Source organism: Moritella sp., from assembly GCF_013215705.1.
Classification (GTDB): Bacteria; Pseudomonadota; Gammaproteobacteria; order Enterobacterales; family Moritellaceae; genus Moritella.
Window position 1 is genome coordinate 111427 of the sequence record NZ_JABSQR010000011.1, and the last position, 26227, is coordinate 137653.

27 protein-coding genes are annotated in these 26227 nt (G+C 42.5%); 15 read left to right on the top strand and 12 right to left on the bottom strand.

The genetic code is table 11. The features are described from left to right. Positions 1 to 12 precede the first annotated feature (12 nt). From HRT96_RS09230 to HRT96_RS09245, 4 genes are read left to right on the top strand one after another with little or no spacing between them, the layout of a single operon-like run. Positions 13 to 828, top strand: coding sequence for an enoyl-CoA hydratase-related protein (locus tag HRT96_RS09230; protein WP_293155321.1), 816 nt, complete (start codon positions 13 to 15; stop codon positions 826 to 828). 5 nt (positions 829 to 833) lie between these two features. Beyond that, positions 834 to 2984: an acetyl/propionyl/methylcrotonyl-CoA carboxylase subunit alpha gene (locus HRT96_RS09235; protein WP_293155324.1), complete on the top strand. Its 2151-nt coding sequence runs from the start codon at positions 834 to 836 to the stop codon at positions 2982 to 2984. Continuing rightward, positions 2984 to 3952 carry a hydroxymethylglutaryl-CoA lyase gene (locus tag HRT96_RS09240; protein ID WP_293155327.1) on the top strand — a complete coding sequence of 323 codons (969 nt, stop codon included), beginning with the start codon at positions 2984 to 2986 and terminating at the stop codon, positions 3950 to 3952. Before HRT96_RS09235 ends, HRT96_RS09240 begins: the two co-directional genes overlap by 1 nt. Before the next feature lie 7 nt (positions 3953 to 3959). Then, complete coding sequence (locus HRT96_RS09245; RefSeq protein ID WP_293155330.1) at positions 3960 to 6095, top strand: acetoacetate--CoA ligase; 2136 nt, start codon at positions 3960 to 3962, stop codon at positions 6093 to 6095. Positions 6096 to 6441: 346 nt separating this feature from the next. On the opposite strand, the gene HRT96_RS09250 is transcribed toward HRT96_RS09245, so the two are convergent. Then, entirely contained in the window at positions 6442 to 7893 is a 1452-nt protein-coding gene (locus HRT96_RS09250) for a catalase (protein ID WP_293155333.1), read from the bottom strand. Positions 7894 to 8272: 379 nt separating this feature from the next. On the opposite strand from HRT96_RS09250, the gene glgC reads away from it, so the two are divergent. Beyond that, positions 8273 to 9490, top strand: a complete 1218-nt coding sequence (gene glgC / locus HRT96_RS09255) for a glucose-1-phosphate adenylyltransferase (protein ID WP_293155337.1) — start codon at positions 8273 to 8275, stop codon at positions 9488 to 9490. Between the two features lie 109 nt (positions 9491 to 9599). On the opposite strand, the gene HRT96_RS09260 is transcribed toward glgC, so the two are convergent. Beyond that, the gene (locus tag HRT96_RS09260; protein ID WP_293155340.1) at positions 9600 to 10619 is read right to left on the bottom strand and encodes an FAD-binding protein; all 1020 of its coding nucleotides are present in this window, start codon (positions 10617 to 10619) and stop codon (positions 9600 to 9602) included. Beyond that, positions 10620 to 11372, bottom strand: coding sequence for an electron transfer flavoprotein subunit beta/FixA family protein (locus HRT96_RS09265; protein ID WP_293155343.1), 753 nt, complete (start codon positions 11370 to 11372; stop codon positions 10620 to 10622). It abuts the gene before it with no gap. 237 nt (positions 11373 to 11609) lie between these two features. Here HRT96_RS09265 and HRT96_RS09270 point away from each other — a divergent pair, with 237 nt between their 5' ends. Further along, entirely contained in the window at positions 11610 to 11858 is a 249-nt protein-coding gene (locus HRT96_RS09270) for a hypothetical protein (RefSeq protein ID WP_293155346.1), read from the top strand. 228 nt (positions 11859 to 12086) lie between these two features. On the opposite strand, the gene HRT96_RS09275 is transcribed toward HRT96_RS09270, so the two are convergent. Further along, the gene (locus tag HRT96_RS09275; protein ID WP_293155349.1) at positions 12087 to 12983 is read right to left on the bottom strand and encodes a LysR family transcriptional regulator; all 897 of its coding nucleotides are present in this window, start codon (positions 12981 to 12983) and stop codon (positions 12087 to 12089) included. 103 nt (positions 12984 to 13086) lie between these two features. Here HRT96_RS09275 and HRT96_RS09280 point away from each other — a divergent pair, with 103 nt between their 5' ends. After that, positions 13087 to 13371, top strand: coding sequence for an antibiotic biosynthesis monooxygenase (locus HRT96_RS09280; RefSeq protein WP_293155352.1), 285 nt, complete (start codon positions 13087 to 13089; stop codon positions 13369 to 13371). 85 nt (positions 13372 to 13456) lie between these two features. On the opposite strand, the gene HRT96_RS09285 is transcribed toward HRT96_RS09280, so the two are convergent. Further along, positions 13457 to 13897 carry a pseudoazurin gene (locus HRT96_RS09285; RefSeq protein WP_293155354.1) on the bottom strand — a complete coding sequence of 147 codons (441 nt, stop codon included), beginning with the start codon at positions 13895 to 13897 and terminating at the stop codon, positions 13457 to 13459. A gap of 245 nt (positions 13898 to 14142) precedes the next feature. On the opposite strand from HRT96_RS09285, the gene HRT96_RS09290 reads away from it, so the two are divergent. Then, entirely contained in the window at positions 14143 to 14655 is a 513-nt protein-coding gene (locus tag HRT96_RS09290; protein ID WP_293155357.1) for a methylated-DNA--[protein]-cysteine S-methyltransferase, read from the top strand. Between the two features lie 8 nt (positions 14656 to 14663). Here HRT96_RS09290 and HRT96_RS09295 read toward each other — a convergent pair whose 3' ends face one another. Continuing rightward, positions 14664 to 15266 carry a uracil-DNA glycosylase family protein gene (locus tag HRT96_RS09295; protein WP_293155360.1) on the bottom strand — a complete coding sequence of 201 codons (603 nt, stop codon included), beginning with the start codon at positions 15264 to 15266 and terminating at the stop codon, positions 14664 to 14666. A 283-nt stretch (positions 15267 to 15549) separates the two neighbouring features. Here HRT96_RS09295 and HRT96_RS09300 point away from each other — a divergent pair, with 283 nt between their 5' ends. The 7 genes from HRT96_RS09300 to HRT96_RS09330 all read left to right on the top strand — a co-directional run bounded on the left by HRT96_RS09300 (position 15550) and on the right by HRT96_RS09330 (position 19625). Next, positions 15550 to 16101 carry a hypothetical protein gene (locus HRT96_RS09300; RefSeq protein WP_293155363.1) on the top strand — a complete coding sequence of 184 codons (552 nt, stop codon included), beginning with the start codon at positions 15550 to 15552 and terminating at the stop codon, positions 16099 to 16101. A gap of 63 nt (positions 16102 to 16164) precedes the next feature. Beyond that, the gene (locus HRT96_RS09305; RefSeq protein WP_293155366.1) at positions 16165 to 16560 is read left to right on the top strand and encodes a hypothetical protein; all 396 of its coding nucleotides are present in this window, start codon (positions 16165 to 16167) and stop codon (positions 16558 to 16560) included. A gap of 650 nt (positions 16561 to 17210) precedes the next feature. Beyond that, the gene (locus tag HRT96_RS09310; RefSeq protein ID WP_293155369.1) at positions 17211 to 17618 is read left to right on the top strand and encodes a hypothetical protein; all 408 of its coding nucleotides are present in this window, start codon (positions 17211 to 17213) and stop codon (positions 17616 to 17618) included. Positions 17619 to 17721: 103 nt separating this feature from the next. Further along, a complete protein-coding gene (locus tag HRT96_RS09315; protein WP_293155372.1) occupies positions 17722 to 18186 on the top strand; it encodes a hypothetical protein in 465 nt (154 codons plus the stop codon). Between the two features lie 77 nt (positions 18187 to 18263). Beyond that, entirely contained in the window at positions 18264 to 18557 is a 294-nt protein-coding gene (locus HRT96_RS09320) for an immunity 53 family protein (protein ID WP_293155375.1), read from the top strand. A gap of 137 nt (positions 18558 to 18694) precedes the next feature. Continuing rightward, on the top strand, positions 18695 to 19162 hold the full coding sequence (locus HRT96_RS09325) for a thioredoxin family protein (protein ID WP_293155377.1): 468 nt from the start codon (positions 18695 to 18697) through the stop codon (positions 19160 to 19162). 130 nt (positions 19163 to 19292) lie between these two features. Further along, complete coding sequence (locus HRT96_RS09330; RefSeq protein ID WP_293155380.1) at positions 19293 to 19625, top strand: YnfA family protein; 333 nt, start codon at positions 19293 to 19295, stop codon at positions 19623 to 19625. Here the strand turns inward: HRT96_RS09330 and HRT96_RS09335 are convergent. The 6 genes from HRT96_RS09335 to HRT96_RS09360 all read right to left on the bottom strand — a co-directional run bounded on the left by HRT96_RS09335 (position 19600) and on the right by HRT96_RS09360 (position 26129). Beyond that, complete coding sequence (locus HRT96_RS09335) at positions 19600 to 20331, bottom strand: GMP synthase (RefSeq protein ID WP_293155383.1); 732 nt, start codon at positions 20329 to 20331, stop codon at positions 19600 to 19602. The genes HRT96_RS09330 and HRT96_RS09335 overlap by 26 nt on opposite strands. A 26-nt stretch (positions 20332 to 20357) precedes the next feature. Then, positions 20358 to 21527 carry an iron-containing alcohol dehydrogenase gene (locus HRT96_RS09340; protein WP_293155386.1) on the bottom strand — a complete coding sequence of 390 codons (1170 nt, stop codon included), beginning with the start codon at positions 21525 to 21527 and terminating at the stop codon, positions 20358 to 20360. Positions 21528 to 21584: 57 nt separating this feature from the next. Then, the gene (locus HRT96_RS09345; protein ID WP_293155389.1) at positions 21585 to 22982 is read right to left on the bottom strand and encodes an aldehyde dehydrogenase family protein; all 1398 of its coding nucleotides are present in this window, start codon (positions 22980 to 22982) and stop codon (positions 21585 to 21587) included. Positions 22983 to 22996: 14 nt separating this feature from the next. Continuing rightward, a complete protein-coding gene (locus tag HRT96_RS09350) occupies positions 22997 to 24367 on the bottom strand; it encodes a glutamine synthetase (protein WP_293155392.1) in 1371 nt (456 codons plus the stop codon). 377 nt (positions 24368 to 24744) lie between these two features. After that, positions 24745 to 24951, bottom strand: a complete 207-nt coding sequence (locus HRT96_RS09355; RefSeq protein ID WP_293155395.1) for a cold-shock protein — start codon at positions 24949 to 24951, stop codon at positions 24745 to 24747. Between the two features lie 293 nt (positions 24952 to 25244). Next, positions 25245 to 26129 (bottom strand): AraC family transcriptional regulator, encoded by an 885-nt coding sequence (locus tag HRT96_RS09360; RefSeq protein WP_293155398.1) that lies wholly within the window; start codon positions 26127 to 26129, stop codon positions 25245 to 25247. Positions 26130 to 26227: the final 98 nt, after the last annotated feature.

The following is a 26227-nucleotide window of genomic DNA, read 5'->3' on the forward strand; positions in this document are numbered from 1 at the left end:
TAGGATCGTTGAATGACAAAGGATTCAGACCAACTAAATATCATCAATGCAGAGCACTTACATACGGCGGTTGATAATCAGGGTGTAGCCACTATCACCCTCACTCGGACCAAAGTACGCAATGCATTTAGTGCCAAAACAATCAGTCACTTGCTGACGACCTTGGCAGTATTAAAGCATGATCCTGCGGTACGAATATTGATCCTCCGGGCCGAAGGTGAGCACTTTTCAGCGGGCGCAGACATTAACTGGATGAAAGATATTGCCAAACTTGGCTATCAAGAAAATCTAGCCGATGCCGCACAATTAGCCAAATTGATGGACAATCTCAATCAATTTCCCAAACCAACCATAGCGCTAATACAAGGAGCCTGCTTTGGCGGGGCGATCGGACTTGTCGCCTGTTGTGATATAGCCCTCGCGACAACCACAGCTAAATTTTGTTTAAGTGAAGTGAAAATTGGGCTTATTCCTGCGGTAATAAGCCCTTATGTGATAATGGCCATCGGGCCACGACAAGCACGGCGTTACTGTTTAACCGGCGAAATGTTTACCGCGGAGCAAGCGCTAGACTATGGTTTGATCCACCAACTGGGTGATAACTTAGATACGCTAGCCTCCCCCTTTACTGACGCATTACTGGCGAATAGTCCCGCCGCTATGCAGGCCGCTAAATCATTAATTCATGGTGTCACTAATCACGTTATCAATGACACATTAATCGCAGATACAAGCCAACGGAACGCCGCAATTCGGGTATCAAACGAAGCTCAAGAAGGGCTAGATGCATTCCTGAATAAACGCAAACCTGGCTGGACTAAGGAATAACGTCTATGTCGCATCAGGTCTTCAATAATCCGCCACCACTGTTTAGTAAACTACTTATCGCTAATCGCGGCGAAATAGCCTGCCGCATAATAGCAACCGCGCAGCGACTTGGTATTACGTGTGTCGCGGTTTATTCTGCTGCGGACACCAACGCCCGTCATGTAGAGATGGCAGATGAGGCGTTTTATTTAGGACCGGCACCCGCGCCAGAATCTTACCTTAATAGCCAACGAATACTCACCATTGCCCAACAAGCTAATGTACAAGCCATTCATCCCGGTTATGGGTTTCTATCCGAAAACGCATCATTTGCCCTAGCCTGTGCCCAACAAGGGTTAATCTTCATCGGCCCAAGTGCTAGCGCTATCACCACAATGGGCAGTAAAAGTGCGGCAAAAACGATGATGGCGACCGCAGATGTGCCCCTTGTTCCCGGTTATCATGGTCACGCCCAAGATGCACAAACACTAAAGTATCACTCACAACAAATTGGCTATCCACAACTACTCAAAGCTGTCTATGGCGGCGGTGGTAAAGGTATGCGAGTGATCTATCACGCCGATGAATTTTGCCAAGCACTCGCCGCAACCAAGCGTGAAGCCATGGCTAGCTTTGGCAATGACGACATGCTTATTGAACGTTACTTAATCAAGACTCGTCACGTCGAAATTCAAATATTTAGCGACAACTATGGCAACTGTATTTACTTATCTCAGCGGGATTGTTCCATTCAACGCCGCCATCAAAAAATACTGGAAGAAGCCCCAGCGCCGGCATTACCTCAGGCAACACAAATTGCCATGGGTGAAGCCGCAGTCGCGGCAGCCAAAACCATCAATTATCAAGGCGCTGGGACGGTGGAGTTTTTGTATGATGAACAAGGTCAGTTCTATTTCATGGAGATGAATACACGTTTACAAGTTGAACACCCCGTTACCGAGATGATAACAGGATTAGACTTAGTCGAATGGCAACTGCATATTGCCAACGGCACGCCATTACCACTGACTCAAACGCAAGTTAAAATCAACGGCCATGCTATTGAAGTACGCATTTATGCCGAGGACCCAGATAATGATTTTATGCCTGCCAGTGGTAATATTGCGTACTTAAGTCAACCACCAGCATCTCGACATGTCCGTATTGATACAGGCGTGGTTCAAGGGGATGAAATTAGCCCCTATTACGACCCTATGATTGCTAAGTTAATTGTCTGGGATCATACCCGCGACCTGGCCATTATTCGTCTACAAAGCGCATTATCGGACTATAAGATAGCCGGCATTAAAACTAACATTGGTTTTTTAACGCAACTGTTACAAGTGCCCGCATTACAACGGGCAAACTTGAACACTGACTTTTTACTGACTCACGCGGCAGAATTAGCACCAACACACGTCAACCTTGACTACGAGTTACTTTTAGCTGGACTGGCATTACAGCTGCAAAATGAGCAGTCTCGACAGCTTAACGTCGCCAATAATACCGAAAATCATGATCCATACTCTCCTTGGTCGCAAGCAACAGGCTGGCGTTTAAATCAGCCTTCAACCAACACCGTAAAATTTGCGACTACGAATAATGACCATCACGACCGCCAGCACTACACGCTCACGTTGACCACACTTATCCAAGGTTACCAAGTACAAATTGATGGCCAGCATCCACATAAACAAAAACAGCACTTACAGCAAGCAGCTCTCAGCACAGGTTATCTCATCAGTGGTGAACTGAATGGTGATGAACTCACGGCATTTATCGATGATCATAGAGTCAAGGCCACCGTCGTTATATCGCCATTACACATCACGGTATTTTATGCAGGTAACAGTACGGTATTATTTCGCCAATCCATCATCCAATCAGCAGTGCAAAACCAGGCCTTACCATCGAATATGGATAATGAATTCGAAACAAAAATAACCGCACCAATGAATGGCGTAATCGTCAGCGTGCTTTGCCAAGTAGACCAAGTTGTCGACACTGGCGAACCGTTAGTCGTGATGGAAGCAATGAAGATGGAGTGCAATATAAATGCGCCTGTCGCGGGCACAATTACCACCGTGTTTTATCAAGCAGGTGACATGGTCGAAGATGGTGCTGAATTAATACAGTTAACCCCTGCCCTGATTCTTGATAACAAGGAACAAGCCTAATGGCGTCTCTACTCTCTGACAAAGTAAACCAGGTATCAGCCAAACTGAACCAATTACCCGAAAAGGTTAAAATTGTCGAAGTCGGTCCCCGCGACGGCCTGCAAAATGAAGTAGAAATAAGCCTAAGTGATAAAATATCCTTGGTAAATATACTGAGTAATACTGGATTAACCCTCATCGAATCCGGCAGTTTTGTCTCGCCTAAATGGGTACCACAGATGGCAAATAGCGGTGAGTTATTTAACCGCATCAAACGCACGACGGGCGTCACCTACTCGGCATTGACACCCAATTTAATTGGTTTAAATGCCGCCATTGCTGCAAATGTCGATGAAGTGGCGATATTTGGTTCTGCATCCGAAAGTTTTAGTCGTAAAAATATTAACTGCTCCATTACTGACTCGCTACGTCAATTTGAACCTGTGGTCAAACAAGCTCTCGCGGCAGGACTACCCGTACGTGGTTATGTCTCTTGTACGCTTGGCTGCCCGTACGAAGGTTATATCAGTATTAACAAAGTCGCCAAAGTCGCTCAGCAATTACACGCTATGGGCTGCTATCAAATAAGCCTCGGCGATACCGTCGGAGTAGGCACGCCGGAAGCGGCCAAAGCCATGATTAACGCTGTCTGTCAGCATGTACCTATCAACCATTTAGCCGTGCATTTTCATGATACTTATGGCCAAGCACTGGCGAATATCTATGCCGCATTACAATTGGGTATTAGCGTTATCGACTGTGCAGTGGCTGGTTTGGGTGGTTGTCCTTATGCTCAAGGTGCGTCAGGTAATGTGGCTACTGAAGACGTAGTGTATATGCTAAATGGCTTAGGTATCGAATCCGGCGTTAATTTAAATGAATTAATTGCCGCGGGTAATTTCATTTGCCAACGTTTAAAGCGTCCCAATGGCTCTAAGGTTGCGTTAGCCTACCCAGCCGCACAAGCGCGGTTTCAATCATTAATATGAGGTGGTAATGGCAGCACAATCAACAGATCCAATTTGGACACCAAGCCAAGCGCGCATTGATGGCAGTAACATGGCGCGTTATCTACAGTTTCTACGCGATGAATACAGCCTTAAATTTTCCCATTATCAACAATTACACCTATGGAGTATCAATAACACGGCTATTTTTTGGGGCTCGTTAGTGCGTTTTTTCAAACTCAAAGGCAGCTTCAATCTTAATCGTATTTTTGTCGAAAAGGACTGTTTTTATCATTGCCAATGGTTTCCAGATTCGACATTAAACTTTGCCGAAAATCTGCTATATCCCGACAACATTTCAGCTAATGAAAACAATATCTCGACTGATAACAACAATAATGCCAATCCAGACAAGCTTGCCATCATCAGCTGTGGCGAAGATGGTCGGCGAGCGCAGCTTAGCTATCGACAACTACGTGAGGAAGTCACCCGTATTGCTGCGGCTATGCGTGAGTTAGGTATTGTAAAAGGCGATCGTGTTGCGGGGTTATTACCCAATTGCAGCGAGGCAATTGTGGCCATGCTAGCGACAACCAGCATTGGCGCAATCTGGTCATCCTGCTCGCCCGACTTTGGTCATCAAGGCGTGCTCGACAGGTTTATTCAGATCCAGCCTAAATTATTATTCGCCTGTAACGGTTACCACTACGCCGGTAAGCAAATTGATATTAACGAAAAAATGCATTCGATTGCGAATGCCCTGCCAGACTTATCAAAGCTCGTCATCATTCCCTATTTAAAATTAGATACACAAGTACCAACGAACACGACACCCTCTTCATTAAACAAAACCACTGCCTGTCACTGGCAGCATTTTTGTGCGGCGATCCCACGCTCTTTAATCTTCGAGCCTGTGGCCTTTTCTGATCCGCTGTATATTCTTTATTCCTCAGGCACAACAGGCATGCCTAAATGTATTGTGCACAGTGTTGGCGGGACTTTATTACAACATGTAAAAGAATTGGCATTACATACCGATGTGCAAGTTGATGATCGTATTTTTTATTACACGACTTGCGGCTGGATGATGTGGAATTGGTTAATAAGCAGTTTATCTCAGGGCGCTACCTTAGTGCTATTCGACGGTTCGCCTTTCCATCCTCATCAACAAATACTGTTTGAACTGGCTGACACAGAAAACGTGTCTATTTTTGGCGCCAGTGCCAAGTATTATTCAACCTGTGATAAAGCTCAATTACGCCCTGCACAGTCCTATGAATTCAGTAATTTAAAAACCATATTATCCACTGGTTCTACCTTATCCCATGAAAGCTATGATTATATTTATCAATATATTAAACAAGATATTTGTCTATCTAGCATCTCTGGCGGTACCGACATTATTTCCTGTTTCATGCTCGGCATGCCAACCTTACCTGTGTACCGTGGTGAACTGCAATGCATAGGTTTAGGTATGGACGTTGCGTTTATTCAAAACCAGGATGTTACAGCAACAAACATAACAAACACGCAATCGCTAACACCACTTATCCATGGCAAAGGCGACCTTGTATGCCGACAACCCTTTCCCTCTATGCCAACTGGATTTTGGCAAGACCCGGAAGATCGAAAATACCACAATGCGTACTTTACGCGCTTCCACAATATCTGGGCGCACGGTGATTATGGAGAACTGACTTACCATTATATTAATACACCAGATATCGCGATTAATAACATAACAAACATCTGTATCAATCAAGTAGGTGTGATTATCCACGGCCGTTCTGATGCGGTATTAAACCCCGGCGGAGTACGCATTGGCACTGCCGAAATATACCGACAAGTCGAGAAACTAGCCGCTATTCAAGAATCCATCGCCATTGGTCAAAAATGGCATGATGATGTACGAGTGATCTTGTTTGTCCGTTTATCAGAGGGTGTTGAGTTAGATCCCCCCTTAATCAGCCAAATAAAACAGGTCATTCGCACCAATACCACACCCAGGCACGTACCTGCTAAAATCATCGCCGTGACAGATATTCCCAAAACCATCAGCGGTAAGATTGTCGAATTAGCCGTGCGTAACGTGGTGCATGATATTCCTGTCACCAATCAAGATTCGCTAGCCAATCCTGAAGCATTAACCTTGTTTGCTGACTTAGCTGAACTACGATGTGAGTAATTACAGTCCAACACCGCTATAACTGAATTGGGTGCATATACCCATGGCCATTCAAAATGCTAATTCAGAGGCCAGCTTGAACACCAGAATAAGGCGCAATATGCAGAGAATGGTTATTCCCTTTTCAAATATTGCAACGCAGTGCTGGTTTTCAAGCTGGTCTCCCGCAGGGCAAGGCGAGAGGTAACCATCTTCGGTGTTATGAAGTCTTGATTTAGAATAACTAGATCATCAACTTCATGCCTTGAATCTGGTCACCTCTCGACTTGCTGATTTCTACATTTTTAATGGTCATGGGTATATACATGCACCCAACGTTTATTTTCACTCTCGTTATTGCTACCAGCTAGTTTTGATATTTACTCACATCAATCCCCAGCAATTTGGCAATGCCATGGCCATAATCAGGGTCTGCTTTGAAACAATGTCTTAAATGCCTGATTTGAATTTCTTCTGGTACGCCACCTAAGTTACGCGCGGTATTATCGAACAAAATAGCTTGTTTCTCTGGCGTCATCAATCGGAACAGATCACCGGGTTGACTAAAGTAATCATCATCTTCGCGGTGATCCCAATGTGCTGCTGCGCCATCTAAACTTAACGGTGGCTCAGAAAAATCAGGTTGTTCCGCCCATTCACCTTGATCATTTGGCTCATAACCCAGCGTACCGCCATAGTTACCATCAACACGCATAGCCCCATCTCGGTGATAACTGTGTACTGGACATCGTGGCGCATTAACCGGAATACTGTGATGATTAACCCCTAAACGATAACGTTGTGCATCGCCATATGAAAATAAACGCCCTTGCAACATTTTATCCGGTGAGAAACTAATACCCGGCACCACACTCGCAGGGTTAAAAGCAGACTGTTCTACTTCAGCAAAGAAGTTTTCTGGGTTACGATTTAGTTCTAATTCACCGACTTCAATCAGTGGATAATCGCTATGCGGCCAAATTTTAGTCAGGTCGAACGGGTTATAAGGTACTTTCGATGCATCGTCTTCTGGCATGATTTGCACTTGCAGCGTCCACTTAGGGAAATCGCGGTTATCAATGCTTTCTAACAAATCACGGTGATGACTTTCTCGGTCTTTACCTATCAATGCTTCTGCTTCAGCATCGGATAAGTTCTTAATACCCTGCTGAGATTTAAAGTGGAACTTCACCCAGAAACGTTCGTTATCACTGTTGATAAAGCTATAGGTGTGACTACCAAATCCGTGCATATGTCGATACGTTGCCGGAATACCACGGTCGCTCATTACGATGGTGATTTGATGCAACGCTTCAGGTAATGATGTCCAGAAATCCCAGTTGTTTTTTGCACTGCGCATATTCGTTCTAGGGTCGCGTTTTACCGCATGATTCAGATCGGGAAATTTCAGCGGATCGCGTAAGAAGAATACCGGGGTATTATTACCCACTAAGTCCCAGTTGCCTTCTTCGGTGTAGAACTTCATGGCAAAACCACGGATATCACGCTCTGCATCGGCGGCGCCACGCTCACCTGCTACTGTGGTAAAACGCGTGAATAGTTCGGTTTTTTTACCGATGGCAGAGAATATCTTCGCTTTAGTAAATCGAGTAATATCATGAGTCACGGTAAAGGTGCCATAAGCGCCAGAGCCTTTGGCGTGCATCCGGCGTTCAGGGATCACCTCTCGATCAAAGTGGGCGAGTTTTTCCAGAAACCACACATCTTGTAGCAGCTGAGGCCCTCTTTTACCCGCGGTCTGAACATTTTGATTGTGTGCAACAGGGCAACCTGCTGCTGTCGTTAGTTTTTTACTCATCGCAAATTCCTTCTCTAAGGTTATTTATTATTTTAGAAATGAACTTCTATACTTTTATTACATCTATTACTTCAGTGTGTAAACTTAGTAGTAAAACAATAAGTCCAGATTACCGCGGTCTGAATACAAATGAAAAAGGGTTTAACCGAAATGTTTAATAGCCTTTAACTATCAACATGAGCTATCAAGATAAACAAACATCTGTATCAATTTGGTGCAACTTAAATTAACAGTGCATTAATCTGGTGACATATTAGTCTACCCCTTTATAAATAATTTCATATATCAAACATTTAACTTTTGGCTCGATTTTTGATATAAAAACTACATACCTACCTCGTAACTATTTGAATAAAAACAATTAGGGAATGATTGACATATGCAAGATACATTAACGGTAATCCTCGCAGGTGGCATGGGAGCACGCCTTGCCCCACTCACTGATAACAGAGCAAAACCTGCGGTGCCTTTCGGTGGAAAATATCGAATCATCGACTTTACCTTAACCAATTGCCTTCACTCCGGTCTAAGACGTATTCTGGTGCTTACCCAATATAAATCGCATTCATTGCAAAAACATCTACGCGATGGTTGGTCTATCTTCAACCCTGAACTCGGTGAATACATTACCGTTGTCCCACCACAAATGCGTAAAGGAGATAAATGGTATAGTGGTACTGCAGATGCTATTTATCAAAACCTGTGGCTGTTATCACGTAGCGATGCTAAATATGTCGTGGTACTCTCAGGCGATCATATCTATCGAATGGATTATGCGCCCATGCTACAACGTCATAAGGAAACAGGCGCAGACTTAAGCATAGCTTGTATGGAAGTACCTGTTGCAGAAGCGCCAAATTTCGGGGTGATGGCAATCGACGAAAACCAACGCATTGTCGAATTTACTGAAAAACCGACACAGCCATCGCCGTTATCCAATGATCCAGAAAAGAGTTTAGCGTCAATGGGGATCTATATTTTTACTACGGATGCCCTAATCGATGCGTTAGAACAAGACGCTGACAACCCCGGTTCTAACCATGATTTCGGTCAAGATATTATTCCAAAACTGATTGATAAAGAGAAAGTCTACGCACATCAATTTGGCGGTTCGACAGGACGGGTGTCGGAGGATGATTACTGGCGTGATGTGGGTACTATCGACTCGTTATATCAAGCCAATATGGATTTGCTACAACCCGTTTCACCCATCGATTTATATCAACGCGACTGGGGAATTAGAACCTACGAACCACAACTGCCACCAGCAAGAACAACGTCATCAGATACCGGTAATGAAGGGATATTTATCAATTCGCTTATTTCTAACGGTGTACTTATTGCAGGTGGTTCTGTGCAGAACTCGGTTTTATCATCGAATGTAAAAATCAACGACGGCGCAACTGTTTCGGCCAGTATCCTGTTTGATGATGTTGAAGTCGGTGAATACAGCCAGCTACTGAATTGCATTATTGATAAACATGTAAAAATCCCACCAAGAACAAAAATAGGGGTGAACAGAGCAGAAGACGCTGCGCGATTCACCATTTCAGATCGCGGTATTGTTGTCGTACCTGAATCTTATAAATTCGAGTGAGCGCATTACATAAGTAACAAGTGTTATTCCAGCTGACCACAGCACTTGTTCATATGTAACCACCATTATTGTTCATCAAAATCTTAGCTATCGTTTATAAAAATGATAGCTAATTTTTCACCTTCAAGACAGCAGTTAACTCTGGTAGCACATCAAATAAGTCTGCCACTAAACCATAGTCTGCGACATCAAAAATGGGCGCATCGGCATCATTATTAATGGCAACAATCACCTTGCTGCCAGTGATACCCGCTATGTGTTGGATCGCACCAGATATACCTACGGCAATATACAGATCGGGGGCAATTATTTTACCTGTTTGCCCTATTTGTAAATCATTCGCCACAAACCCGGCATCAACCGCCGCACGACTCGCGCCTACTGCCGCATTAAGCTGATCGGCGAGAGTGTAAAGCAGCTCAAAGTTATCGGCGTTTTGCATCCCTCGTCCACCCGAAATAACAACCTTAGCCGTGGTTAATTCTGGCCGAGTTGATTGCGTTAATTCCGCTTTAATAAATTCAGATTTGCCACTGTCCGCTTGCGCAGCTAACTCAACAACAGGCACTTGACTCTCTAATGCTAATGGCTCTGTTGTTAACGACTCTTTATTTAACGAATCGGCAGTTAATGACGCTGCTGTAAACGCACTAGTACGCACAGTTAAAACCTTGATTGCATCGCTCGATTGCACCGTCGCAATGGCTTTACCCGCATAGATAGGTCGTTTAAAGGTATCTGCAGATTCAACACTGATGATATCTGAGATCTGCGCCACATCTAACAAGGCCGCCACTCTGGGCTGATAGTCTTTACCTGTAGTGCCTGCAGACGTCAGTATATGGCTATATTGATACTGTGCTTGGTCTTGCACTAACGACACAATTAACGGGGCAATATTCTCAGCTAAGGGATATTGATGAATATGATGATCGGCTACCAATATTTTACTCAAACCTGTTATGCCCTGTGCTATAGCAACAACAGGCTGACATTCATGGCCAATAATAAGCAAGTGCAACTCCCCATCGCGAGTATGCGCCGCGATCGTGGATGCCGCAGTCAATACACTTAACGTCGCAGGTTGAATGGAATGGTTATCATGCTCTGCTACTATCAGTATCGCCATTTAGGTCACCTTCGCTTGCAGCTGTAATTTTTCTACTAGGTCTGCGACATCAGCCACTTTAACCCCAGCTTGCCGTACTGGTGGCGATTCAACTTTAAGCGTAGTCAGTCGCGGGGATAAGTTCACTCCGAGCTTTACAGGCGCAGTCATGGTGATGACTTTACGTTTGGCTTTCATAATATTAGGCAGTGAGGTATATCGAGGAGTGTTTAAACGTAAATCGACAGTAATAACAGCGGGTAAGTTTAAGACTAGCGTGACTAAACCACCGTCTACTTCGCGGGTTACTTGGACTTTATTCGGGACGGTAAAGACGATATCAGAAGCAAATGAGCCTTGTGGCATACCAGTGAGTGCCGCTAGCATTTGCCCGGTTTGATTATTGTCGGTATCAATCGCTTGTTTCCCCAGTAGCACGAGATCGGGTAGTTGTTGTTGCACGACTTTATGCAGTAATTTAGCGACATCAAGGGATTGAACTTCTTCATCGGTTCTAATCAGAATGGCGCGATCTGCACCTAATGCAAGCCCTGCCCGTAATTGCACTTCCGCCGCTTTGGGACCAATGCAAACCAAGACAACTTCGTCGGCCAAGCCCTGCTCTTTAAAACGTACGGCTTGTTCAATCGCGATCTCACAAAATGGATTAATCACCATTTTTACATTCGCGGTTTCAATGCCCGTTTCATCCGTTTTAACCCTGACGTTGACCTTATGATCGACAACCCGCTTCACCGCGACCAATATCTTCATAACTTCCCCACCACCTGCTTATGTTTATTGCATCAGCCTGTTTGTGTTTAATTAATCAAACAGTTATGCATTAATAATAGTGGTGTTATGGGGTATGGCAACTTACTTGCTCACTGCTTAAACATCAATAAACCACAGCGAGGGTTTAAATCATCGGTTATAATCTGTAAAGTACGCTGCATATTATAACGAGTGACTTTGCTCCCTGTGAGCAGCTAGAAATAAGAGTATTAAACTATGAATAACGAACTTGATATCATTGATAATTTAGCCGAACTAAAACGCTTTTTATTAAGCGTTGAACTTGGTGGTTTAGGCCTGCAAGGTGTTGCTGGCATAGGCATGGCAACAAATAACAAAGATGGTCGCCACTTTATCGCCGTATTTGATGATAACCAAAAACTACTGTTATCGCGTTATGTGACTGACGACGTTTATGAAAACGGTAAAGACATGGTACGTAACGGTGTGCAAAAGAAACACTAAGATCTTGCCATTCAAAGCATAGCTATTTATTACCGCACGATCGTAACGGGGGCTGAACGAATAGTTTAGACCCTGCTATTATTTCTCTCATGCATGTATAAAGCCGATGAGCTCACTACCGTACACAATACCAACCACCTTACCTAGCATTTCGCGGTATCAGTGAATGACTCCTTCGATCGTTCAGCCGTGACTATACGCTAATGATTCTGACTATAATTAAGTGCTTCAACAAGCTAATTCATTTAACGCAACTTTCATATATCGCTGAATATGTTCTTTCAAACACTTTGCTTTCGCACTTAATAACTTACCTGAGGGCCAAATCAAAAAAATATCTCTAGCTGGACCTTGCCAATCAGGTAATGGCATGAATAGTTGTTCACGGTGTAAATATTCAAGTACTTCACTTGGTGGCAATAATGCAACGCCATGGCCATCTTTAGCAAACTTACTTGCAATACTAATATCGTTTACTTTTAAAGAGGCCTCTGGGTTAATTGTTTGTTTTAATTTGGATTTAGTATGTTGGAATTTCCAAGTCGGCATATGGGAAACGGTTATACACTTATGATGTTTTAAATCCTCTAAACTATTTAATGGCGCTGACTGTGCTAAATAGTTATGGGAGGCGACTAATACACTAGGTATAGAGCCCACTTTGATTTGATACAAACTAGAATCTCTCTGAGGGCCGATCCTTAAGGCTATATCTGCATGCTCCTCCACCATATCTTTATTATCGTTATTTAATTTTAAATTCAGCTGAATCTCAGGATGATCACCAATAAATTGTGACCACATTGGCTGAAGATAGCCAATAGAGATATTGGTGGGCGCTAATACGGTCAAGCTGCCTTCTAACGAATTGGCCTCAAAACTTAGTTCCTTCGATACCGATTCAAAACGCTCGACCAAATTAGCAAAGGATTCAAAATAAACCAGCCCTTCCGCCGTTAACCTAAACTGCCTCGCTGAACGGTGAATTAGCTGGCATCCTACTTTTCCCTCTAATTTTTTTAAACGACGAGTCACAGTCGCGGCAGGAATTTTCAGTTGCTTAGCAGCGCCTGACAATCCCTGAGATTTCACTATATGGATGAATAATGCGATGTCGTCAATCATGATCTCATTAATGGAATTATTAATTGTGTTATTAACCATATAAAAAAAACATAAAATTATCTATTCTTTTCTGGTATTCAATATCACTCTAATAAGGATCATCATGACTATTTTATTCATTAGTGCCGGATTAAAATTAACTAACAACTCTGACCGTTCATATACAATTGAACAATTAAACAAATTAGTGAAAGAAACGGTTAAAGAAAAAGGATGTCAGCATTTTCAAATTCTTGCGAACAAAGAAAACCCAAACCATTTCACGCTATGGGAACGTTGGGATAACGAAGATTACTTAAAATCCCACTTTGAAAAACCTCACACCAAAGCCTATTTAGCTAAGAAACTAACCGAGATCATGTACATCGAAAAATTAGAAGCTATGTAAGGATATTGGGATGGTAAAGGACTAGCTCCAGCGGGGGCAAAGTAACGTTACCTCTCCCCCGTTAACGCCTGATTAAATACCTTGGTTATTTGATCTGCGCAATATAACTAGCTAAACGCTCTTTATTCATCACAATTTTTGTTGATAGCTGAGCTACTGCGGTAGTCGTTTGTTCGATATTAACAGCTGAACCAACTTGAATAACCCCAACCATCCCAAGCGCCAAATGAGGAGTACAATTATAAATATAGACACCTTCATTTTTAAAATTAACGGTTTCTGTTTTACCCATTGGCGTATTAAACTTTGCAGCTCCGGCTGGAACTGAATAAGCACTCGCATTATGGCTTGCATCCGAAGGCACAAATTTCACGCTGTCGCCTGACGCGATTTTAAGATAGCCAGGTTCCATAACCATCATGCCATTAGCAGATGAAGTGAGTAGTTTGACAGTATGTTCAGCGGCTTGCAGTGCGGTACTACATGCCATTAATGCTACGACAGCAAGAATTTTTCGGTTAATCATATTAAAGAAACTCCAGTAATTAAGTGTGGTAAAAGATTAGATTCTAAATATAAGACGCTCAAACATAGTAAAGGCGAATACAAATAATATATTACGAATGATAATCATTATCAACTGATAGTTTGCAAGTGTCACATCGAGTTTTCACCTTAACTCACTAATAATCTAGATATATAATGCTAAGATAGGTGTGCAATTTAAGCTTTCAAAGCTATGTTATGACCAACTCAAAACAAGGATACGTGATGACGAATATCAACATTCAATACTTTAAACACCCTTATGCCGAATTTGTACTTGGCTCGTATGAAGGCAAACTGTGTTTGTGTGATTTTCGTTATCGGAAAATGAGAGAGTCGGTTGATAACCGTATTCAGCGAGGCCTTAATGCTACCTTTGTCGAACAAAATGACGACGTTTTAGAGCAAACAAAAGTCCAACTAGAAGAGTATTTCCTTGGTGAACGCAGTGTGTTTGATATTCCGCTGTTATTGGTCGGCACTGATTTTCAGAAGTCGATATGGCACGCACTAGAAGGGATAAAGTACGGTGAAACGGCGACATATTTAGATTTGGCATTATCCATTGGCAATAAAAATGCAGTCAGGGCGGTTGGCAATGCGAATGGTGCGAATGGATTAGCGATTATCATTCCTTGCCATCGTATTATCGGAAGCCAAGGTGAACTTGTTGGCTACGGTGGTGGTTTGTCATTAAAGAAACGCCTATTAGAATTAGAACAAAATCTATTTATCTAATACGTTTACTATTCGCTAACCAACTGTGCCACCCGTGCTTGTAGATGCGGGAGTACATCTAGTTCGAACCAAGGATTTTTCTTCAACCAAATATTGTTACGTGGGCTAGGATGCGGCAGAGGTAAACGTTCTGGCCAATTTTTTTGCCAATAGTCTCGCCAGTTTTTCACTGTTTCAGTCAAGTTTTTCTGCTTTACGTCACCCATATGCCATTTCTGCGCATAAATACCGATAACCAATATCAACTCAATATTCGGCATTGCAGCTAATATTTCAGCTCTCCATGTTCGAGCGCATTCGGGTCTTGGTGGCAGGTCGCCTGACTTACCTTTTCCCGGATAACAAAAGCCCATCGGTAAAATAGCTATTTTAGTCGCATCATAAAATGTGCCTTTATCAATACCCATCCATTGACGTAAACGATCACCACTGGGATCGGTAAACGGGATACCCGATTCATGCACGCGAATACCAGGCGCCTGCCCTGCTATTAATATTTTGGCTTTATCATCGACTTGCAATACAGGTCTAGCGCCCAGTGGAAGGTCAGGTTCACACAAGGTACATTTTTTAACATCGGAAACAATGACATCTAGATCATGTTTGTTCATACAGTCATTCCAGAAGGGTCTGTTTATACGGAAAAATAGGCTTTATTTTCCCGTAATCAAATTTATAATCATCTGAAGTATAACGAGTATATTGATTGTTCGTCTGCTTATATGGGTCCGTATAAATAAAATTCTTGTTTTTGTCTCTCGTTTTTTGATTAAGAATCAGTAATTACCACTTATCTATTTGTTAAGTATAATAAATTTGATATTATTTAAGTTAAATAGGAATTCGCGTTATACGAATTCCGTATAATAAGCTGTATACGCGATCGGAGATGTTGTGGAAGTAAGAATTAATAGCAAGAAGGAAATCTTAAAGTCCTTTGTAGGCTGGCTTCCTCTTGCGCTTTTTTGTGTTGTGTTTTATGGAATGATCTTTGTCTTGGTAATAATGTATCTCCTTTCAAATGTACTTAGCATCGAAGAAGTATTGGCAAGGCAAATAGGTTGGGTGATTGGTGGTGCTCTTTTAGTCTTTTTAGGCTATCTATATATTAATTGGCTAACAAAATCACTTTCCTCTTATCACCTGTCAATTAGCAATAGTACTTTAAGAGTCAAAGGCAAGACTGGGTGGAAATCTCTCGATATAGAGGTTCCTTTAAATACGATACGCGAAATTAATATTGGTCAAAGCGCCAGCATGGCAGAGAAGCTTTCCGGTGGGCACGGAGCTATCCAAGATCAAGTGGCCTCCAGGCTTAGTTTTATCCCATCATCAGGTAAGCCGTTCAAGCTAGATTTTGCCGCAAAAGCATTTGATAATGAGTCTTTGTTTGAATTTCTTATCTTTGCTAAAAGCAAGGGACTACAAACCAATGTCAGCGTATAACAAGTTGCTCAATTTGACGCCTGACGCGCAAATTAGCAAAGCGTTAGTGCTCAGGGAGAGTCGATGAAATTTACCATTTCATTAAAAACATCGATGTTTGATCTATCTAAAGAAGATGAGAATCCAATAAACCCCATATTCGGGCAATCCTTACTAGTATGGCTAAAGGATAAAGTCTCTGACTCTGTAGAAATTGAAGCCCCTGATGCAGAAGATTCGGGTTGGTATAGCTATATCGACTGGAATGGAAGAAAATATCTTCTCGGTTCTACTACGTACTTTGAAGAAGGGGATAATCCTTCTGCAGAGATAGAGTACATATTTCAGGTTGATAAAGTTCGCTCATTAAAAGAGAAGCTTCTTGGTCGTGAAAAAATGTCCTTAAAAGACGAATGTTTCACGTATATGAAATCAGTGTTTGAATCAGAACATGAGATTAATAGTGTTGTTGTTGAATAAAGCACTAACAAAAGCAATCAGTCGGAACGGTTTAAATATGTCAAACGAGAGTATAAAAAAAGAATTTAAGAATGTCTCACTAAATTTACACTTGGTGAGTTAAATCTTAATGCCTTGAAAGATTGTATTGAGTTAAATGGTCAGGCACTAGAATCAATGCCATATAAGTTAATCAAGGATATAGACGAAATAGAGTATCAACTTACACAGTGCTTCTTCGCAGATGAAGAAGATTGTGAGTACGACATAGAGTCTACTATTTCATTTATTAAAAGCTGGTTAGCAAAGGTTCCAAACTAATATGGCGAGATGATGCTGTTGCGAAAATAGATAGTGTTGATGCTTTTGACTCCATTTTGCCAGCACTTGAATTGGCAAGAGATCAAGCAGATGGTTACACATTTGAATCATGTTGCAGTTTAGCTCTTCAACTAGCAAGTGTTGCACAAACAACAGAACACCCCCAAAATTTGGTATCTATTTTACAATCACTAAGAAAACACGAATTACAATTAGCTCTAAATAGTAGTAAAGTTAAAGAGTTAGCAAAGTGGTTTCGTATATCAAGTGCCATATAACAAGCCAATTAATCAGGACAAATAACAGTTGGTTTTTGCCCATTATTGGGGCGTTATAACCTAAGGTAGATTATGGAAGATTTCCCGATTGAACTAATTTCAGCTACCAAGGCAAAAATGAAAGGGCCAAGCGGCGATGTTTCGCTTGAAATTGAACTAGCGCCGTTTGAACTGAAAATAGATGATGACTATGAGTCTGTAAAAACTAGCATTAGGCTTGATGGCATCAAAATACCTAGCGCCTATTCAGAGTTAGAAGGTAGGGAGTTCTTATTTCCTACAAATCCTGAAAATGGTTACATCGATGGCTCGGTTTATTTCTTTGCTGCACATAGCCCCGTGGATGTTACAAAAATTTCCTTTGGTAAAACTGAATCAGGGAAGCTTTCTGCAATTATCCAATCTGAATGGATTTTAGAATTTGAACGTACTGGCTATAAGAATTTCAGCCATATCTTTGAGGTGACAGTTGAGTTATAACAAATACATGTTGCCTCAGCCGCTACGTGGCTTGGACAGTTTTCCCGCTCGAGCCTCGCTACAAAACCGCCGTAAATATAAGCATTAGCTGCTTTAAGAGGGGTTGAAAATTAATATTGCATATGAGATCACAGTTACGAACTTTGATGATGTAGTTTCATCTTTAGCTTTATTCGGGGTTATAGGATTCGTCATTTTTTTTGTGGCTTGGAAGTTCAAGAAGCTGAAGCATCGTATTTTTTTGCTGTTATGGGGTGTTTGCGCGGGAATAGGCTGCTTTCTTTTGGTGGGCTTTAAAATTGTTGAGCATTTGCATGCTTATATGCAATATTCAAATGGTAATTATGAAACCTTTGAGGGGATAGTTCTTGTTTTAAGGCAGCAGCCCCAGCATGGCCATGCACCCGGTGATTTGATCGAAATTGATGGGCACAAATTTGAGTTAGACTACTTCACATCTTTTCCGGGGTATCACGTATCTATAGCCAATAAAGGCGTACTCCGTGAAGGCGTTTATGCTCGAGTTCTTGTGCATGGCAGGCTGCTACTCAAAGTAGAGTACAGGTGAGATACTATTCTCTGTTTAAGCCAAGCAGCTAACAATCGCATCAAGTCGCCCACTGAAAAACGCGGGCTAGGAAAACTATGAGTAATTTTACAAATCTTCAAGAGTGGTACTTATCTCAATGTGACGACAGTTGGGAACATTCTTTCGGTATTAAAATCGATACTCTAGATAACCCGGGCTGGAATATTGAAATAGATCTAGAAGGTACATCTCTAGAAAACATCCCATTTAACCAAACTGAAATTGGCTACAATTCAGATAGTAACTGGGTAATATGTAAAGTAGAAGATAATAAATTTAAAGGTGCTAGTGGACCTATGATGTTAGAACAAATGATTACCATTTTTCTAGACTGGGCTAATGGCACTTAGCAAGCTCGTGCACAGGACTAAATTTCTGCAACACCTTTTGCCATTGCTTCGCAATTATATGCCAAAAGTCTTCGCTACAATTTAGCCAGTGACAAGGGCGTTAGCTTTATCGAACATAACTGAACTTAGGGAAGTAAATGAAAAATTTAATTATAGCTTTAAGCTTGATAGTAAGTTTGGATGCTTTTGCCTTCAATGGTAAGCCATATAATCAGAATTATGATCCCCAAAGAAATCCATTTTCAGATTTTAAACTTGCCCAGCAGGATGCAGCTCCAGACAATAAACTAATCTTAATAGTCCTCGGTGGAGATTGGTGTAGCTGGTGTCATCGTTTAGGCTCTTTCATCAAGAAAAATGAGTCAATTAAAAAGAATTTGGAAGATACATTTGTTGTAATGAAGCTAAATGTTAGTGAAGAAAATAGTAATCAAGAGTTTCTAAGTTATCTCCCAGAACCAAAAGGTTATCCATATTTCGTTATTATCGATTCAGAAGGTAAAGTCGTAGGGGATCAAAATACGGGCGGTTTAGAGCAAGGTGGATCTTATTCGTCTACAGAGTTTGCTGGGTTTATCTCAAAATGGAGCAAAGCTAACAAGTAGCAGCAACGGATTTTTAAACCTGTCCTTTTGCATAAAACCCGCAAAACAAGCGCCACGCTGTGCAGGCGTTAGCTCACAATTATTGCCTCTAACTGAGGTATTTCACTTTACTTAGAAATAAACGGATACCATGTTTGAATTAAAAACAATCGCACTTTTTTTCGTCACGGCTATTGCTGAAATCATTGGCTGTTATTTACCTTATCTTTGGCTTAAACAAGATAAGAGTATATTACTGCTAATCCCTGCTGCTGCAAGTCTTGCACTGTTTGCATGGTTACTATCACTGCACCCAGACGCTGCAGGTCGTGTTTATGCCGCATATGGTGGTGTCTACATTTTCGTCGCCATGCTCTGGCTCTGGGGCGTAGATGGTATTAAACCTACCATGTGGGATATGATTGGCGCTTCAGTCGCGCTTGTTGGCATGGCTATTATTATGTTCGCACCAAGAGCCTCGTAACCATAGTCTGCCTTAAAAATGCTAAGATCCACTTGGTGATCAGCTTATCATCTGCTTGATAGCTGAGTGACGTCACCGCCAACTCGATTGTATCAGCAGGGATAATATCGCGACGCTGCTCCATCAGTGCTTCGGAATATAGCGCTGTAAACTCTGGATGTCCTTGCAAACCAAGAAAGTGAGAGTCCACTTGGAACATACTGTACGGACAAAAATCATTGCTCATCAATACGGTTGCACTATGGGGTAATTTACAGACTTGGTCTTGGTGGCAAACAACCAGCGCGATATTAGCTTGCTTCGGCTGCATCCAGCTAGGCTCAGCTAGCACATTAGCATGAGCAATACCGACTCCCCATCCCAGTGGGCTTTTTTCAACTTCCCCGCCCAGTGCTTTAGCGATGAGTTGATGACCAAAACAAATACCGACTAAACCTTTACGAGCCGTATAAAGCGCACGAATAAAATCTTCCAGTTGTCGGACCCAAAGGTCGTCATCATTAGCCCCCCATTTACTACCACTGCAAATGTAAGCGTCACATTCATCAATATGTTGTGGAAACTGACCATTTATCACCAAATAAAAACGAAGTTCTAATGCTTTATCTACTTGCTGGAATAGCGCCTCAAACATAGACGCATAATTACCAAAATCAGGCTGCAAACTACTGCGTACATCGTCACATTGTAAGATACCGAGTTTCATAATCTTGTCTCTATTATTGCAGATATTTACAGATCGCCATGTATCGCTGACAAGTAAATATCAGCGTATTGCTGCGCATCAAATTTAATAGGATTACCGCCTGCCGATGGGTCCTGCTCTGCCATGATGCCGATTTCAGTGACACGCTCAGCATCAATACCTATCTCACCCAGAGAATGGGGAATATCAAGTTGTTTACGCAACGTTAATACCCAGTCTAAAAAGCTATCAAAGTCCGTATCCTCCAACTCCAGGTAACGGCTTAAGCGCGTTAGTTTGGCCTCAATGGCACTGCGGTTGGCCTTTAATACATATGGCATTAAGATAGCGTTCAATAAACCATGATGACTATCGTAAAGTGCACCGATAGGATGAGCGAGCGCGTGCATACCACCAAGACCACGTTGGAAAGCAGTTGAGCCCATCGTCGACGCAGTCATCATTTGCGCCCTCGCTTCAAGATCGCTCCCCTCTTCTACTGCACGTGGTAGATATGCTTTAATCAGACGAATAGCCTCTAACGCAATGCCTTCCGCCATAGGATGATAACCATTCGTACAATACGCTTCTAAGGCGTGGGATAGTGCATCCATACCCGTTGCAGCGGTTAACTTAGCAGGTAAGCCGACGCTCAGCTGTGGATCTAAAATCACAATAGCGGGCAACATATTCGGATGAAAAATAATGCGTTTAATGTGATGTTTACTATCCGTGATCACCGAAGCACGCCCGACTTCTGAACCTGTGCCGGATGTGGTTGGTACTGCGACCACAGCAGCCATACCTTCAGTACGCACGTTTAACCAGTTATCACCCACATCTTCAAAATCCCAGAGAGGACGATCTTGACCTACCATCAAGGCCACAGCTTTAGCGGCATCAAGTGCAGACCCGCCACCAAATGCAATGATACCGTCATGTTTACCACGCCTGTATGCATGCACCCCTTCGGTGACGTTCTCACCAGTTGGATTCCCCTTAATCTGTGAAAAAAGACCACACTTTAAACCGGCTTGTTGGCAGTTGGCTAACGCAGCTTGCACCATAGGTAGGTCAACTAGCCCCGGATCGGTAATTAATAACGGCGATGCCATGCCCAATTCTTGACAAGTGATGGGTAGCTCTTGAATGCGGCCAATACCTGCGCGGATAGCAGTGGGATAATGCCAATTAGCAGTAAATTGATTAAGTTCCATGACTTCTCCTTTACAGTGAAACCTTGCCAAAACCTATTTTTAAAGCGGGTGTGAACACTATTGTAAAATTTTAATGTGGAATGATTTTGGACGCGTTAACGACTCATAACCTAATGTTGATAAAGTACAGCCCCGTCCCGAGTTCTTCACCCCCGTCCACGCCAACGCAGGATCGAGGTAGTCACAACGATTAACAAAGAAAGTCCCTGTATCTAATTGCTCACCAATCGCGATAGCAGAGTCGATATCTTGAGTAAATACCGATGCAGAGAGACCAAACTCAGAATCATTCATTAGTGATATGGCTTCTTCATCACTGTCGACTTTCATAATACCAACGACAGGTCCAAAGCTCTCTTCGGTCATGACCCGCATTTGGTGATCCACATTGGTTAATAGTTGCGGAGCCAGATAAGGTGTGCCGACTTCATCCAGCGGAAAATCAACTGACTTTATATGCGCAATAGCTCCTTTAGAAATTGCATCTTGTATTTGTGAACGCACAAAGTCAGCCGCTGACGCTTTTACCATCGGACCTAATGTAGTGCAGACATCATCAGGTCGTCCAAGCTGATAACCTTTAACTAGATCGACAGACTTGCGGACAAATTCGTCAAACACGCGGCTATCTACATAGATACGCTCGATGCCACAGCAAGACTGTCCAGAATTGAAGAATGCACCATCAATGCAAGTTGCGACCGCATGTTCGATATCGGCATCGGCACGGACATAAGCCGGATCTTTCCCTCCGAGCTCTAAACCAACACCAATAAAACGCCCGCAACTGGCGCTTTCAACCATGGATCCACCAGCGACCGAGCCAGTAAAAGCCACATAATCAATGCGGCTATCCTTGATCGCCGCTTCGGTATCAGCATGACTAAGATGTAAATATTGGAATACGCCAGCCGGTAAACCGGCTTTTTGAAAGGCATTGAATAATTGCTCAGCACATAATGGCGTCTGTGCGGAAGGCTTTAATACCACGCTATTCCCCGCCATGATGGCAGGTATGATGGCATTAATCGACGTGAGATAAGGATAATTCCACGGCGCAATAACAAAGACAGTTCCTAATGCTTCGCGTTTAATGTAACGCAGAAAACCGGTTTTATCTGGCAGTTTAATTCGTGCTAGAGCGTCATCCGCAGCGTCAATCATATAACGAGCGCGTTCTGCTAAACCCGCGACTTCACCGCGTGCATATTGAATCGGACGCCCCATCATCCAGCATAATTCGTCCGCAATTTCATCTTCATTGGCAACGAAAGCATCGACCATTTTATGGCAGATCACAGCACGTTCTTGCAGCGCGACATGATGCCAATTAGCTTGAGCTACAACCGCCTTTTGTAAAGTATCATTAACCTCTTCACTACTGGCGAGAGCACGCTCAACGTAAACAGAGTTATCGATGGGTGAATAAGTTTGCTGCTGCCTGTTGCTCGTCATTATCGATGTGCTCCCTAGATGATCTCAAAATAACGTTCTAATTCCCAATCAGTCACCTGTTTTCTAAATTCACGATCTTCCCACTCGCGGGTAGCGGCATAATGTGCAACAAACGCTTGGCCAAATAGTTCTTTGGCCGCTTCGGAACGTTTTAATTTACGCGCAGCATCAAACAGGGTTCGTGGTAGCGATAGCGCTTCGGGGTGGTCTTGCTCATAGGCATTACCTTTCACTTGCGCATGTGGTTCTAGTTTCAGCTCTATGCCCATCAGACCTGACGCTAATGCAGCAGCAAGTGCGAGATAAGGATTGGCATCCGCAGAACCTAGACGATATTCAATACGCTGAGATGTCGCAGATCCCGGAATAACCCGCAGTGCAGTGGTCCGGTTTTCGACACCCCAAGTAGCATCAAGCGGTGCCCACAATCCCGGCACCATACGGCTATAACTGTTCACCGTCGGTGCGATCATCGATAAGAATTCCGGCATGTATTTTTGCTGGCCAGCCAGGAAGTGACGTTGAGTATCACTCATGTTGTAATCATTATTCGGGTCGTGGAACAGCGCCCTGCCATTTTTGTCTTTTAACGAAATATGCATGTGACCACTTTGCCCCGGCCAATCACTTGACCATTTCGCCATGAAGGTAGCCATTAGGTTATTACGTTGTGCCCAGACTTTAATGAAGGTTTTGAATAGTGCCGCTTTATCTGCTGCGTCTTGCGCGCCATCATAAGCAATAGCCGCTTCTAATACCCCAGGGCCAGTTTCGGTATGCAGGCTCTCTAGTGGAAAGTCCATCTCTTCACCTAGGGCCATGATTTGATGATGTAGATCGGCATGCACTGAATTACGGATCATGGAGTAGCCAAAATAATCTGGGGTCAGTGGCGTTAGATTTTTATAGCCTTTTTCTCGTACTGATTCTGGCGTTTCTTTAAACATGAAGAATTCATATTCAAAAGCAGCGGTGACATCAAAGCCCATACGATCGGCACGCTCTAATACCCGCCGTAACGTACCACGAGGACAAATCGCTTCGGCTTGATCGCAGAACTCGGCAATAAATAACAACATATCGCCTTCGGCAGGCAAATTGCGACAAGTCTCAGGTAAAATACGCACGGGAGCATCGGGATAACCAGTATGCCATCCTGTGTATTCAATATTATCGTAGAGCTGATCTTTTGCATCCCAGCCTAAAACCACATCACAAAATGAAAAACCACGATCAAGAGAAGAGAAAAATTTATTTTTACTCATATACTTACCACGCATAATACCGTCAATATCAAACAAACCTACTTTGATATGGCTTAAACCACGTTGTACTATAATATGTTTGGCATCGGCAACGGTCTTCACTTCTCTTGGATTGAGCATAATACATCCTTATATTACAGCGCCTATTCCGACTACGCTTAATAATGTGTGACAGCATCATTCTTAGTATAGGGAGTGTAAGTGTATTGTGATGAATAAAGTCTACTGCAGCGATAAAATAAAACAAAAAAAGTGAGTAGAATCAGATTAGGATAGGTTGATAACCGTATTCAACGCGGTCTTAATGGCATATTTTTTTGGTGAACGAGTCGCTACGGTGGTGGATTGTCATTAAAAACGTTTGTTAGAATTTGAGCAGAATCTATTCATTTAATAAGCATGTTGTGATTGAACAGGCAAAAAAAATGGCAAACCCGCAAAGGTTCACCATTCTTTAATATTTGTTCAGCTCATATCAGAACTGAATACATAGCAAACTAGATAGCTACGATGTTTTCTGCATTCGGGCCTTTTTGACCTTCGCCTACAGTGAATTCTACTTTTTGGCCTTCAGCTAAAGTTTTGAAACCTTCGCTAGCGATTGCGCTGAAATGTGCGAATACATCTGGGCCATTTTCTTGCTCGATGAAACCAAAACCTTTAGCTTCGTTAAACCACTTAACCGTACCTTGAACTTTAGACATAATAATACCTGTATTTTAATTTGATTTGCCTTAATAGGCTTGAATAGCGTACAAAAAACTGGAACTTAAAAACTACAGAGCGAGGTATTATTAATAAAACAACGAAATGGAGAATGTAAACAAAAGGCTTTCTTGCTGAGGCACACTCTATAGAATCTAAAATAAAAGTCAAAGTTATTTATTAAAAAAATTTCTGCTATCTGTAAACATATAGTTGCAGTTTAGTGCACTATGCTAAATTTTAAGTTGATCAAGCAATTACTGGTCTCTATTTAAGACAAGTAATTACCACATTAATGAGTGCTGCCTTTTGGTGTCATATTAAAATGACGCTTAAACTCACGGCTGAACTGCGAAGAACTGGAATACCCCACTAATCTTGCGGCATCACTCACTCTTAAACCCTCTCGTTGGATCAGCTCTTTGGCTTTATTTAAACGCACTTTCTTTAAATATTGCAGTGGTGATTCTAAAGTCACTTTGCGAAATGCTAAATGAAATGCAGAGACACTCATGTTGGCTTCTTCGGCCAGATGTTGAACCGTGAGTCCTTCTGAATAATTTTGGTGCATTTTAGTCAGGACTTTCGCCACCCTTGCGTATTGCCCATCGTGATGGGCTAAATCAAACAATACATGCCCCTCTGATCCTACAAGTGCTCGATATACGATTTCCATTACCAATGACTCACCCAACATTTTAGTATCTAGGTCAGAATGTAATGCCACCATTAAGCGCTTACAACTGTCTAGCATAGGTGTTGCCATTTTGACTGAGCTTAATCCGCATGTTTCTTGTTTACTTCTCGGTGCATGCTCAAAAGATGCTGCTTCCAATTCATTCACCAAACGGTGTAACAACGTTGGATCCACATTAATGGTTAAGCCTAACAATGGCACGCCATTCTCAGGTAACGCTTCGCACTCCAATGGCATTGGCACACCAACCACCAGATAGTCTTCAGGCCCATAATGCACCGGCTGATTACCTATGTGTATATGCTTGCGTCCCTGCCCCATGACGATTATTCCCGACTGGTACACAAAAGGCTGACGCTGATTGCCTTGGCTACTGCGATAAAACCACACCCCAGGAATAGCGGTTTCTTTCATGCCTTCCAAATCATTAAGATCATATTTATCCGCATATATTTGCATCAAATTGCCAAGAGAATTCATAGTAGCCCTTAAAATATCAAGTCATCACCTATATGTTAAAATACGCAACATTAGAGTAATAGGCAATAAAAATGGAGGAAACCGCCTTTTTTAATCTA

Excerpts from the sequence above, each read along its gene's own strand:
- HRT96_RS09275 (WP_293155349.1), bottom strand. The coding sequence starts at position 12,983 with ATGATTGACGACATCGCATTATTCATCCATATAGTGAAATCTCAGGGA.
- HRT96_RS09260 (WP_293155340.1), bottom strand. The coding sequence starts at position 10,619 with ATGGCGATACTGATAGTAGCAGAGCATGATAACCATTCCATTCAACCT.
- HRT96_RS09265 (WP_293155343.1), bottom strand. The coding sequence starts at position 11,372 with ATGAAGATATTGGTCGCGGTGAAGCGGGTTGTCGATCATAAGGTCAAC.
- HRT96_RS09330 (WP_293155380.1), top strand. The coding sequence starts at position 19,293 with ATGTTTGAATTAAAAACAATCGCACTTTTTTTCGTCACGGCTATTGCT.
- HRT96_RS09340 (WP_293155386.1), bottom strand. The coding sequence starts at position 21,527 with ATGGAACTTAATCAATTTACTGCTAATTGGCATTATCCCACTGCTATC.
- HRT96_RS09270 (WP_293155346.1), top strand. The coding sequence starts at position 11,610 with ATGAATAACGAACTTGATATCATTGATAATTTAGCCGAACTAAAACGC.
- HRT96_RS09345 (WP_293155389.1), bottom strand. The coding sequence starts at position 22,982 with ATGACGAGCAACAGGCAGCAGCAAACTTATTCACCCATCGATAACTCT.
- HRT96_RS09240 (WP_293155327.1), top strand. The coding sequence starts at position 2,984 with ATGGCGTCTCTACTCTCTGACAAAGTAAACCAGGTATCAGCCAAACTG.
- HRT96_RS09230 (WP_293155321.1), top strand. The coding sequence starts at position 13 with ATGACAAAGGATTCAGACCAACTAAATATCATCAATGCAGAGCACTTA.
- HRT96_RS09325 (WP_293155377.1), top strand. The coding sequence starts at position 18,695 with ATGAAAAATTTAATTATAGCTTTAAGCTTGATAGTAAGTTTGGATGCT.
- HRT96_RS09350 (WP_293155392.1), bottom strand. The coding sequence starts at position 24,367 with ATGCTCAATCCAAGAGAAGTGAAGACCGTTGCCGATGCCAAACATATT.
- HRT96_RS09295 (WP_293155360.1), bottom strand. The coding sequence starts at position 15,266 with ATGAACAAACATGATCTAGATGTCATTGTTTCCGATGTTAAAAAATGT.
- glgC (WP_293155337.1), top strand. The coding sequence starts at position 8,273 with ATGCAAGATACATTAACGGTAATCCTCGCAGGTGGCATGGGAGCACGC.
- HRT96_RS09355 (WP_293155395.1), bottom strand. The coding sequence starts at position 24,951 with ATGTCTAAAGTTCAAGGTACGGTTAAGTGGTTTAACGAAGCTAAAGGT.
- HRT96_RS09285 (WP_293155354.1), bottom strand. The coding sequence starts at position 13,897 with ATGATTAACCGAAAAATTCTTGCTGTCGTAGCATTAATGGCATGTAGT.
- HRT96_RS09235 (WP_293155324.1), top strand. The coding sequence starts at position 834 with ATGTCGCATCAGGTCTTCAATAATCCGCCACCACTGTTTAGTAAACTA.
- HRT96_RS09310 (WP_293155369.1), top strand. The coding sequence starts at position 17,211 with ATGGAAGATTTCCCGATTGAACTAATTTCAGCTACCAAGGCAAAAATG.
- HRT96_RS09335 (WP_293155383.1), bottom strand. The coding sequence starts at position 20,331 with ATGAAACTCGGTATCTTACAATGTGACGATGTACGCAGTAGTTTGCAG.
- HRT96_RS09245 (WP_293155330.1), top strand. The coding sequence starts at position 3,960 with ATGGCAGCACAATCAACAGATCCAATTTGGACACCAAGCCAAGCGCGC.
- HRT96_RS09290 (WP_293155357.1), top strand. The coding sequence starts at position 14,143 with ATGACGAATATCAACATTCAATACTTTAAACACCCTTATGCCGAATTT.
- HRT96_RS09250 (WP_293155333.1), bottom strand. The coding sequence starts at position 7,893 with ATGAGTAAAAAACTAACGACAGCAGCAGGTTGCCCTGTTGCACACAAT.
- HRT96_RS09360 (WP_293155398.1), bottom strand. The coding sequence starts at position 26,129 with ATGAATTCTCTTGGCAATTTGATGCAAATATATGCGGATAAATATGAT.
- HRT96_RS09305 (WP_293155366.1), top strand. The coding sequence starts at position 16,165 with ATGAAATTTACCATTTCATTAAAAACATCGATGTTTGATCTATCTAAA.
- HRT96_RS09320 (WP_293155375.1), top strand. The coding sequence starts at position 18,264 with ATGAGTAATTTTACAAATCTTCAAGAGTGGTACTTATCTCAATGTGAC.
- HRT96_RS09280 (WP_293155352.1), top strand. The coding sequence starts at position 13,087 with ATGACTATTTTATTCATTAGTGCCGGATTAAAATTAACTAACAACTCT.